Origin of the sequence: Devosia sp. (genome assembly GCF_030689745.1) — a bacterium.
In the GTDB taxonomy this organism is placed as follows: Bacteria; Pseudomonadota; Alphaproteobacteria; order Rhizobiales; family Devosiaceae; genus Devosia; species Devosia alba.
The window spans coordinates 1-7,818 of sequence record NZ_JAUYGL010000114.1 but is presented as its reverse complement, the minus strand read 5'-3'; the positions used below and the strand labels follow the sequence as shown (position 1 = coordinate 7,818).

At 62.6% G+C, this 7,818-nt stretch carries 6 protein-coding genes; 3 read left to right on the top strand and 3 right to left on the bottom strand.

Features of this window, described 5'->3' with window-relative positions; translation table 11 throughout:
- Positions 1 to 346: 346 nt before the first annotated feature.
- From Q8O80_RS10680 to Q8O80_RS10670, 3 genes are all read left to right on the top strand, one after another.
- Positions 347 to 1,540, top strand: a complete 1,194-nt coding sequence (locus Q8O80_RS10680; RefSeq protein WP_305579456.1) for an FAD-binding oxidoreductase — start codon at positions 347 to 349, stop codon at positions 1,538 to 1,540.
- A 204-nt stretch (positions 1,541 to 1,744) separates the two neighbouring features.
- A complete protein-coding gene (locus tag Q8O80_RS10675) occupies positions 1,745 to 2,743 on the top strand; it encodes a TAXI family TRAP transporter solute-binding subunit (protein WP_305579455.1) in 999 nt (332 codons plus the stop codon).
- 68 nt (positions 2,744 to 2,811) lie between these two features.
- Positions 2,812 to 4,893, top strand: coding sequence for a TRAP transporter permease (locus tag Q8O80_RS10670; RefSeq protein WP_305579454.1), 2,082 nt, complete (start codon positions 2,812 to 2,814; stop codon positions 4,891 to 4,893).
- Here Q8O80_RS10670 and Q8O80_RS10665 read toward each other — a convergent pair.
- The 3 genes from Q8O80_RS10665 to Q8O80_RS10655 all read right to left on the bottom strand — a co-directional run bounded on the left by Q8O80_RS10665 (position 4,890) and on the right by Q8O80_RS10655 (position 7,749).
- The gene (locus tag Q8O80_RS10665; RefSeq protein ID WP_305579453.1) at positions 4,890 to 5,840 is read right to left on the bottom strand and encodes a DMT family transporter; all 951 of its coding nucleotides are present in this window, start codon (positions 5,838 to 5,840) and stop codon (positions 4,890 to 4,892) included. The two genes, Q8O80_RS10670 and Q8O80_RS10665, sit on opposite strands and share 4 nt — an antisense overlap.
- A gap of 207 nt (positions 5,841 to 6,047) precedes the next feature.
- A complete protein-coding gene (locus tag Q8O80_RS10660) occupies positions 6,048 to 6,944 on the bottom strand; it encodes an NAD(P)-dependent oxidoreductase (protein WP_305579452.1) in 897 nt (298 codons plus the stop codon).
- A gap of 22 nt (positions 6,945 to 6,966) precedes the next feature.
- Positions 6,967 to 7,749 carry an SDR family NAD(P)-dependent oxidoreductase gene (locus Q8O80_RS10655; protein ID WP_305579451.1) on the bottom strand — a complete coding sequence of 261 codons (783 nt, stop codon included), beginning with the start codon at positions 7,747 to 7,749 and terminating at the stop codon, positions 6,967 to 6,969.
- Positions 7,750 to 7,818 lie beyond the last annotated feature (69 nt).

Here is a 7,818-nt window from a genome sequence, read left to right as displayed (position 1 = left end):
GTGGGCATGCTGCGCCGCGAGGACGTCCTGGGGCGACTGCTTCAACTCGGCTAAGGGCGACAGCCACACTGGCCGCTGAGGCATCCTCAACTCAGGCACGCAAGGTTTCGGCCGCGCTGAGCCAAGGTCCGGGGACGTGGTGGCAAAGGCCGATATGCGCCAGAATGACCTTGTCGCATCACGGCTGCAAGATGGTTGACAACGTTCCCGCCAGTCGCGACAACTTCTGTCAACCCGGACCCAATTGATGTCGGCCCCAGGCGCCGGGATTGCGGACCTGGCCGGACGGCCCATACCACAATAGCGTAGCCCAGATGGCCGAATACGAGCCAGGATTAGGCCAATCATGACAGAGATTATCGTCCTTGGCGCCGGCATGGTCGGCATCGGCACAGCGCTGGCCCTGCAGGAGAAGGGCCATGCGGTGACCGTGGTCGACCGGCGCGGGCCAGGCCAGGAAACCAGCTATGGCAATGCCGGCATCATCCAGGCCGAGGCAGTCGAGCCGTATCCGCTGCCGCTGGATCTGCCCAGCCTGATCGATATCGCGCTGGGCCGCACCAATAACGTCGCCTGGAGCCTCAGCGGGATGCGCCATTGGCTTGGCCCCGCGCTGCGCTATGCGCGTCACTCGCTGCCGCGTGGCTATCGCGCCAACATCGTGCCCGTGTGGTCCAGGATGATCCACAGGGCGACGGCCGACCACAATGCGCTGATCATGGCGGCAGGTGCCGACGACCTCATCTCGCGCGACGGGTACCGCAAGGTCTATCGGACCGCGCGGGGGTTCGAACTGGCTGTAGCAGCTGCCGAGCGTTATCGTTCCGAGCATGGTGTGCCACACCAGCTGCTGGACGGTGCGGCACTGGCGGCGGCTGAGCCGGGACTGCGTCGGCCGCTGGCGGGCGCGGTGCACTGGACCAGCGCCTGGAGCTGCCGCGATCCCGGCGGGCTGGTTGAGCGCTATGCCGAACTGTTCCTGCGCCGCGGCGGGCAAATCAGGCGCGGCGATGCAATGAGCCTGCAGCGGGACGGCAAGGGCTGGCAGGTTGCGACCGAGGACGGGTCCGTCCATGCCGAGCGCGTGGTGGTCTGCCTCGGCCCCTGGTCACCAGCCCTGTTGTCCCGCTTCGGCCATCGCATACCCATGGTCTTCAAGCGCGGCTATCACCTGCACTTTGCGGTCGAGAACGGGCCCGTTCTGCCGATGATGGATGTCGAGACCGGCACCTTCCTGTCGCCCATGACCAAGGGTTTGCGGGTATTGACCGGGGCCGAGCTGAACGGCATCGAGGCGGCGCCGGGCCTGCGGCAGCTGCAGCGTTCGACCGTGGCGGCAAAGCAGTTGTTCCAGCTGGGCGACAAGGTCGAAGACCAGGCCTGGATGGGCACGCGCCCCTGCCTGCCGGGCATGCTGCCAATGATCGGGCCCTCGCCACATCAACCCGGTCTCTGGTACAATTTCGGGCACGGGCACCAAGGATTTACGCTGGGCCCGACCACCGCCCGCATACTGGCCGAAACCATGAGCGCATCCTAGCGGCCCGTCTGTCGCTGCTGGCAGATCCTGTTGGCGCAACTTGCCTTGGGGGCGTCGCCACCAGGGCAGTCTGCGGCAAGGCGTTTTCCCCCGCTCGGCAATCTCGCGTTGCAAGGAGTTGTTATATCCGGCGTGTCGTTCATAATGCGCTGGGCCTATGCAAAATCGGCCAGCACAAAAACTGCTTATACAGGGATTAGATACATGAAAAAATGGATCGCTATCGCAGCTGCCTCGCTGCTCGGGCTCATGGCTCAGCCAGCTATTGCGCAGGATATGCAGTTCTTCCGCATTGGCACCGGCGGCACCGCCGGCACCTATTATCCAATCGGCGGCCTGATCGCCAACGCCATTTCCAATCCACCTGGCTCGCGCGCCTGTGAAGATGGCGGCTCGTGCGGTGTGCCCGGCCTGGTTGCCACCGCCGTTGCATCGAACGGCTCGGTCGGCAACATCAACGGCGTTGCTGGCGGCAATCTGGAAGCGGGTTTCTCGCAGTCCGACGTCGCCTACTGGGCGCAGACCGGCACCGGGATCTGGGAAGACCAGGACGCTATCGACAATCTGCGCCTGATCGCCAATCTCTACCCCGAGAGCATTCACATCGTGGCCCGCCGGGACTCCGGTATCGCATCGGTAGCCGATTTGAAGGGCAAGAAGGTTTCGCTGGACGAGCCCGGCTCGGGCACGCTGGTTGACGCCAAGATCATTCTTGAGGCCTTTGGGCTGAGCGAAAGCGATATTCAGGCAGAGTATCTCAAGCCAGACCAGGCTGCTGATCGCATGCGCGACGGCCAGATGGATGCATTCTTCTTCGTTGGCGGCTATCCCGCCGGCGCGATTGCCGAACTGGCCTCCCAGCAAGATATCGTGCTGGTGCCGGTGACCGGCCCCGAAGTCGACGAAATGCTTGCTGAATATTCGTTCTTCGCCAAGGACAGCTTCCCGGCTGACACCTATAACGGCGTTTCCGAAGACGTCCCCACGCTTTCGGTTGGCGCCCAGCTGGTGACATCGGCGGATCTGTCCGATGACCTCGTCTATGGCATCACCAAGGCGATCTACAACGACAACACGCAGCGCCTGTTTGCCTCGGGTCATGCCAAGGGCAAGTCGATCACGCTCGACAATGCCGTCCAGGGTGCCGGCATTCCGTTCCACGCCGGTGCAGAGCGCTTCTACAAGGAAGCCGGGAAGCTCTAGGCAGTTTCCAGGATCACGACCATACGCGGCCAGTTTCTGGCCGCGTATTTTAATTGGGACCAGACGCGATGACCAGCAGCGCCCTTAAGCAAGACGATGAACCTCTGAGCGCCGAAGCCCTCAAAGCTCTGGAAGCCGAATATGATCCGGAAGCCCGCTTTCGATCGGTCGGTCGACCTGTTGCAGTGCTGGTCGGCATCATTCTGTTCCTGCTGTCGTGCTATCACTTTTATACTGCAGGATTTGGCATTCCCCAGGCCACCACCCACCGTGGTTTGCATATGGGGGTGTCGCTATTCCTGGTCTTTCTGAGCTTTGCCGCATTCGCCGGGTCCAAGAAGCCTTCCCGTCAGCCGAGTATTCTCGGCTTGCCGGTATTGGACTGGGTTCTGGCCATTGCCGGCGCCATTGCCTCATTTTACGTCCCGTGGATTTATAGCGAGCTAGCCTTCAGGGTCGGCAATCCGCTGGCCATCGACGTCGTCATGGGCACGGTCCTGCTGGTCGTGCTGCTGGAGGCGGTCCGGCGGTCCATGGGCTGGCCGCTGCCAGTCATCGCCATCCTGTTCATTGCCTATGCCTATTTTGGCCGGTACATGCCGGGCATCTTTGTCCACCCGGGCGCGGGCTGGGACACCATTATCAATCACCTCTATCTGACCTCGCAGGGCATTTACGGCACCGCGCTGGGGGTCATTGCCACCTATGTTTTTCACTTTGTGCTGTTTGGTGTCATGGCCCAGCGCATCGGCCTGGGCCAGTTGTTCATCGACCTGGCAAGCGCACTGACCGGACGGTATTCGGGTGGCCCGGCCAAGGTGTCCGTGCTGGCCTCTGCCATGCTCGGCTCGATATCGGGATCGTCCATCGCCAATACGGTGACCACCGGCGCGCTGACCATTCCGGCCATGATCAAGATCGGCTTCCAGCGCCACTTTGCGGCGGCAGTTGAGGCCGCTTCATCGACCGGTGGACAGATCACGCCACCGGTGATGGGCGCGGTGGCCTTTCTCATGGTCGAGTATCTCGGCATTCCCCTGCGCCTCATCCTGATCGCGGCCATTGTGCCCGCGTTCATGCATTTTTTCGGCGTGCTGGTGCAGGTGCATCTCGAGGCGCGGCGGCAGGGCATCAGAGGCCTGAGCAAGGAAGAGCTCCCCAACGCGATCAAGGTGTTGCGCGAGGGCTGGATGTCGACCATCCCCCTCATCCTGCTGGTCTATATGCTGATGTCAGGGCGCACGCCATTCGCGGCTGCATTCTGGTCGATCACCGCCTGCATGGTGGTGTATCTGATCCAGTCGTTCATGCGCAGTGGTCTTTTGGGTGGGCTCAAGGATTTCGTCGTCGGGGTCTATGAGGGCTTTTCGCTGGGCGCGCGCCAGACGCTGTCGATTACGGCGGCAGCCGCCCTGGTGGGCGTGGTTATTGGCGTTGTCACACTGACCGGCGTTGGCTTCAAGATCGCCTATATGGTCACCTCGGTAGCCCAGCAATGGGCCGTTGATGTCCATGGGACGTTGGCATTCCTGCCCTTTGAACTGCTGAGCCAGGCAAACCTGACGCTGCTGTTCACCCTGATGATGACGGCGGTGGTGTGCATTCTCATGGGTGCCGGCATTCCAACCACGGCCAATTACATCATCATGGTTGCCGTTGCGGCACCGGTACTGACCATGCTGAACGTCGAGCCCTTGGTGGCCCATTTCTTCGTGTTCTACTACGGGGTCATTGCTGACGTGACGCCGCCAGTGGCCCTGGCCGCCTATGCCGCATCCGGCATTGCCGGCAGCAATGCCTTCAAGGCGGGCAATACCGCGTTCCGGCTCTCGATGGGCAAGGCACTGGTGCCGTTTGTGTTCGTCTTCTCGCCTTCGCTGCTGCTGGTCACCGAGGGCTTTACCTGGCCGGACTTCCTACTGGCGTTCACGGGGGCGGTGCTGGGCATTCTGTCGCTGTCGGCGGCCATTACCAACTGGCTGACGGCGCCATTGTGGAAGATCGAACGCGCCCTGCTCGTCATCGGCGCGCTGCTGCTGATTGCACCCGAATTGATATCGACGGCGATTGGCTCGACCATCCTTGGCCTGGTCTGGCTCCGGCAAATCATCTCCCGGCGCAATCAGCGCGCGCGTGAAGCGCTGGGCTAGGGTTCACCGGGGAGGGGAGCGGGCAGTACAGGTTCCGAAAGGGGCGCTGTGCCGTTCGTCTCCTTCATCCCGGTCTGCCGCCGTTTGCGTTGATCCAGCGTGACGATGATCAGGCCACTGGAAACGACCAGCAGGATACCGCCAATGGCCAGCGGATTGGGGAACTCGCCGAACACCAGCAGGCCCGAAATCACCGCCCAGACGGTGAAGCTGTAAAAGAATGGCGCCACCACGCCGGTGGGGCCGACGCGATAGGCCATGAAGATGAAGAAGTGGCCCGAGATCAGGAACAGCCCGGCGCCGGCCATCAGGGTGAGGTGATAGGGTTCTGGCGTCACCCAGCGCTCGAACAGCAGGTGCATGATGCCCGCACCGAGCAGCACCACCAGCACGGCGGATATCGCCACGATCATGCCGGGCACTTCGGCGGCGACACGCTGTCCGGTCAGGTCACGGGCGGCGCCGAACGCGGCGTTGGCCAGCGCCAGCAAGGCGAAGATTGAAATCCCCTGCAGGGTCGGCTGGGCGATCATCAACGCGCCGATGAAGCCCAGGGCAATCAGCCCCAGGCGGGTGGCACCGATCCTTTCACCAAAGAACATTGAAGCGCCGATAATGACCAGAAGCGGGGTGATCTGGGCCAGCGCACTGGCATCGGCAATCGGCATATTGGCGAGTGCCACGACATAGGCGACGATCCCGGCGGTCTCGAACAGGTTCCGGACCAGCACGCGTTTGTCGACGAGCTGCGGCACCTGCCTGGCGTAGCCCAGCATAAACAGCAGCGGAATGCTCCACAGCGTCGCCGCGACGCCGCGCAGAAACAGCACCTCATAGGGCGGCAGGCCCGTCGTGGCCAGTTTCATCATGGTGTCGTTGACCACGTAGGAGCCGGTCGCAACAACCATGAACAGGGGGCCCCGCAGGGCAGTCGGGATAAAGTGCATGGCGCGATGAGAGCAGACCTGTGGGGCAACAACAACGGGACATTGCGCGGGCGGGGCCGGGATGGGCGAGTGCCCCCAGCCCCGCCCGCAGGGTCAGAATATCGGTGTCCATGCGGCACTGCAGTCGCTGCGCCGCTTCGTCAACCGCTGCAGGGCAGCCGGGAAAGTCGGTGTGGCCCTGCGGTCAAAGGATAGGCCCTGCGCGTCTCAGGCGCCGGGAACGTATTTTCGCCAGTTGTGCTGTTCCCTGAAGCCAAGAACGTCGCGGATCTTGCGGTTCGACAGCGGGCCCTCCCACTCGCCCATCGGTCGGGTGATGGGTGAGTTGGGCGCCCATTTGCGCAGGAAAGCCTCGGTCGGCTCGTTGGCGGTGATCTCGTCATTGACGGCGTTGAACACCTGAAACCCCAACCCGTCCTTGCCGATGCACAGATCAACGATCTGCCCGAGATCGCGCGCGTCGACATAACTCCAGGCATTGCGTTTGCGCGATGGCGGATCGGCGAGATAGGCGGGGAACCGTGCATAGTCTTCCGGTGACACGACATTGCCGATGCGCAGCGCATAGATATCGGCGCCGCTGCGCATGGCAAAGGCCCGCGCGGTCTTCTCGTTGACCAGCTTGGACAGGCCATAGCTGTCCATTGGATCAACGTCATAATCCTCTTCGAGCGGGAAGGAATGGTAATCCTTGTCGCCTTCGGCAAAACAGACGCCATAGGTGGTCTCGCTCGAGGCGATGACGATTTTCCGGATCCCCAGCTTGGTCGCCGCCTCAAGGATATTGTAGGTGGAGACCGCATTGGCCTTGAAGGTTTCATTGTCCGGCTGGATCAGCACGCGGGGAATGGCGGCAAAGTGCACCACTGCATCGATCGGCGCCGGACCCTTGCCGGTGGTGAACCCATCAAAATCGAAATGCATGGACAGGGCATTGAACACCTGGCCGCTATCGGTGAGGTCGGTGATCACGGTGTTGACCCCCTCCATGTCCAGCGGCTTGAGGTCAAGATTGAGAACGGCGTGGCCCTGGGCGCGCAGATAGGCAATGGCGTGCCGTCCCGCCTTGCCGCTGCCGCCGGTGAAAACGATGCGTTTGCTCATGGATTATCCTTCCAACTACCCCTCAGGGCATCAACTGGCCGCCATTGACCTCGATCTCCTGGCCAATAATGTAGCCCGATAGCGCGGCCGAGGCCAAAAACAGATAGGTACCGACGCAGTCCTCGGGCACCCCAAGGCGGCCCTGGGGAATGGTGGCGAGCGCTGCCTCAAGTTGCGCCGAGGTTGAATAGCGCTCGTGGAACGGCGTGGTGATCACCCCCGGCGCCACGGCGTTGACGCGGATACCGTAAGCGATGAGTTCCTTGGCCATGCCGCGCGTGACATTGGCGACGAAAGCCTTGGACGAACCATAGATGCCGGCGCCATTGCTGGCGCCGTTGCGGGCCGCGATCGAGGTGGTGTTGATGATGAACCCCCCGCCTGCCGTTCGCAAATGGGGAATGGCCGCGGCGCTGGCAGCCAGCACCGAGCGCCCATTGAGGTCCATCACGGCGTCATAATGCGCGTCGGTCATCTCGGCGTAGGGCAGGCGGGCGACCATGCCGCCGGCATTGTTGATCAGCCCATCGAGCCGACCGAATTCTGCCACGGTCTCTTCCACCGCGCGGCGCATCTCCGAGGACTGGTTTGCATCGGCCCTGATCAGCGCCACCCTGCCACCCGCCGCCGTGATCTCGGCGGCCAGTTGCCGGGCAGCCTCGACGCTGGAATTGTAGTGCAGCCCCACCATTGCCCCCTGGGCGGCAAAGGCTTTGGCCAGCGCTGCGCCAATGCCGGTCGACGCGCCGGTGATCAGGACTGCCTTGCCGGCGAGGTCGGGGATAACGAGGTGGGATGCGGTCATGGTGCTTGGTTTTCCGTTGCTGGTGCCACCCGGTGGCCGATCAAGGCCCGAATGGATTGGACGTCGTTA